The sequence below is a fragment of the Bradyrhizobium sp. genome (genome assembly GCF_049586575.1).
In the GTDB taxonomy this organism is placed as follows: domain Bacteria; phylum Pseudomonadota; class Alphaproteobacteria; order Rhizobiales; family Xanthobacteraceae; genus Bradyrhizobium.
In genome coordinates this window covers 1-2,924 of record NZ_JBAVCF010000094.1, presented here as the reverse complement: position 1 = coordinate 2,924, position 2,924 = coordinate 1, and the positions used below count along the sequence as shown (strand labels likewise).

1 protein-coding gene is annotated in these 2,924 nt (G+C 60.4%); it reads right to left on the bottom strand.

The annotated features are described in order from the left end of the window. On the bottom strand, nucleotides 1–2,734 hold a 2,734-nt coding region (locus WB528_RS03265), incomplete at its 3' end, for a GAF domain-containing sensor histidine kinase (protein ID WP_423886995.1). Nucleotides 2,735–2,924 lie beyond the last annotated feature (190 nt).

Here is a 2,924-nt window from a genome sequence, read left to right as displayed (position 1 = left end):
GTTTTTCGGCACGTGCGCCGTGATAGGCGAGGTTGAGGCTTTCTTCCAGTAGCGTATTGATATCCGCAGGCCGGTGCTCGCCGGCTCCCTCGCGCGAATGCAACAGCATGTTCTTAACGATAGAGTCGGCGCGCTTGCCGTGCTGCACAACCTTTACGAGATTGTCCTTCAGCATACCGGTCAATTCATCGATTTCCTCGCGGGTGCCTTGCGCAAGCGAAACCGTTTCGAGCAGGTCGTTCAGTTCGTCGGTCAGCTCGGCCGAAAGTGCCGAGAAATTATTGACGAAGTTGAGGGGGTTTTTAATCTCGTGCGCAATGCCCGCCGTGAGCTGACCGAGCGAAGCCAGCTTCTCGGTCTGTATCAGGCGATCCTGCGCAGTGCGTAAGTCATCGAGCGAGGCCGCGAGTTCCTTTGTTCGCGCCTGCACCTGTTCGAACAAGCGTACGTTCGAGATGGCAATGACGGCCTGGTCGGCGAAGGTCTGGACAACCTCGATCTGTCGCTCGGTAAAGCGTGTCAAGTAGGATTGGGTCATGGTAATCACGCCGATCGCGACGCCTTCATGCATCAACGGCACGGAAAGCAAAGCTCGCCGTTGACCCACTGCCATATGACCCTGGCCGAATTCGGGATCAGCACTAATGTCGGGGATATGCACCGTGCGCTTCTCACGCGCGGCCCTTGCGGTCGACGACCCCCGTTGATCCGGTGCGATTGGATTGGCTTGCAAAAACTGAAGATATTCAGGCGTCGCACCCGATAGTGCCACGATGTGGAATCGTCCATCACTCAGCAAGAAAATTGACGATGTTGCCGTGCCGCACAGATGCCGCGAGGTCTCGACGATTACATCAAGCACGGGCTGAAGCGTGTCTGGTGAACGGCTGATCACTTTCAGAACGTCGGATGTTGCGGTCTGGAACTGCAACGCCTCTGAGAGATCGCGCGTGCGCGCTTGCACCTCGTCGAACAGGTGGACATTGCCGATGGCAATGACGGCCTGATCGGCAAAAGTCTGCAGCAGGGCGATTTGCTTATCGTTGAAGGCCTGCACCTCAGTACGGCGCAGCAGGATCGTTCCGATGCTCTCGTTTTCGCGCAATAGGGGCACGGCCAGAATTGTGTGAATACCAGCGGTCCCTGTGTATTGCGACAATTCCCGACTGTCGGGGAAATCGTCACCCTCTTCGGACAACATATCGCGCACATGTACCGGCTTCCGGTCAACGAACGCGCGTCCGGCAGTCCAATTACGACTGATCGGCCATTTCTCCAGATTTATTCCAATTGGCCCGTGATGCGCCCAAAAGCGCAGGTCGTCACCGTCCCTCAATAGCACAACCGCATCATAGGCCTCGCAGAGCTCACAGGCGCTTTCGACGATGGCCTTTAGCACCGGCCCGACTTCCGTGGGCGATGACGCGATGACTCGGAGGATATTGCCGCTTCCGGTTTGGTAAGTCAGCGCTTCGGTTAGGTCGCGTGTACGCTCCTGCACCTGCTGGAACAGCCGGACGTTGGAAATCGCGATCACCGCCTGGTCCGCAAACGTCTGCAGCAACTGGACGTGATGGTCAGCGAATTGGCCAGGCTCTGCTCGCGTGACGTTAATCACTCCTATGGTCGTTCCGTCGCGCAGCATCGGGACGCGGAGAATGCTGCGAAAGCCACGCATCCGCGCTACGTCGCGAAAACGCGGCAAAGCGCCCCATTCGATCTCAGTGTCGCCGACCCGGACGATCTCGCCCTGGCGGAGCTGTGCGCCCCAAGGAAGCTCGGATAGCGGTCTCGGATACGCGGCTTGTAGGTTCGCATCTCCTGCGGGGTTGGTCGGGGTGAATGCCATCAGGTGCAGCGTATCGTCTGTCAGGATGTGGACCGCGGTCGATAGGCCTCCCAGCAGCGCATTGGCGCTGGCCGCAATGGCATCGAAAACCGGCTGCACGTCGGATGGAGAGCTGGCGATCACCTTGAGAATGTCGGCGGTCGCGGTCTGACGCTCCAGCGCCTCCTTGGTCTCGTTGAACAGCCGCGCGTTCTCGATCACAATTGCAGCCTGGTCGGCGAAGCTCTGCTGCAAGGCAAGCTCTTCCGGCGCGAACGGCACCAGCCGGTCGCGATGGATGATCAGCACGCCAATCGCCTTGCTGCCCCGCCGCAGCGGCGTGCCCGAGATTACGCGAGTGCCGGCCTCAAGGGCCGGTTTGATGCCGGGCCAGTTGGCGTAGGCGGGATCGGGGTGGTTGAGATCGGGCACGTGGATCTGCCGGTTCTCGCGGAACACCGTTCCCGGCAGGTTGTGGCCGTCGATCGTAAGAAGGGCGCGCGGAACAGCGGCAGTGATCCGGTGGGAGCCTTCGCCGACATTAATCGCGCGTGCCCACTGTCCGTTCTCGGCGATGCGGATGGCGACGCTGGAGGCCTCAAAGAGGCGCGCGGTCGTCTCGGCGATCTGCTGCAACGGCCCCGCCACCTCGCCCGAAGCGTTGGCGACCGTGCGCAGAATTTCGGCGGTGGCTTCCTGTTGCAGCCGCGCGGCTTTCAACTGCCCTTTCAGCCGCACAGTTTCCGACTCCGGAGAAGGCTTCTGCTTTTGAGGCGTCAACTTTTTCGGGTTCGGCTTGCGCGATCCAGTCCCGGGGGCTTTAGGTGAGACGGACTTGTGCGCCCGCCGCCGGTCACGACCGGCCGCCACGGCTCGCTTTCTCGCACTTCTCCTAGCTTTGGCCATTCATCCTGCCCCTCCCCGAAGCTATCCGATCAGGGTGCGGCCGCAAACCGTCCCGCAGGGCAAGGCATGACCGCTTTGGGTCTCAATCGCGTCGTTTTGACCCTCCGCCGATTACTTCCGACCTTCCCCGATAAGCAGACATTCTCGGCCGCAACCCGACAGGCTAAACGGTTTGAATGCGGCACTGGAG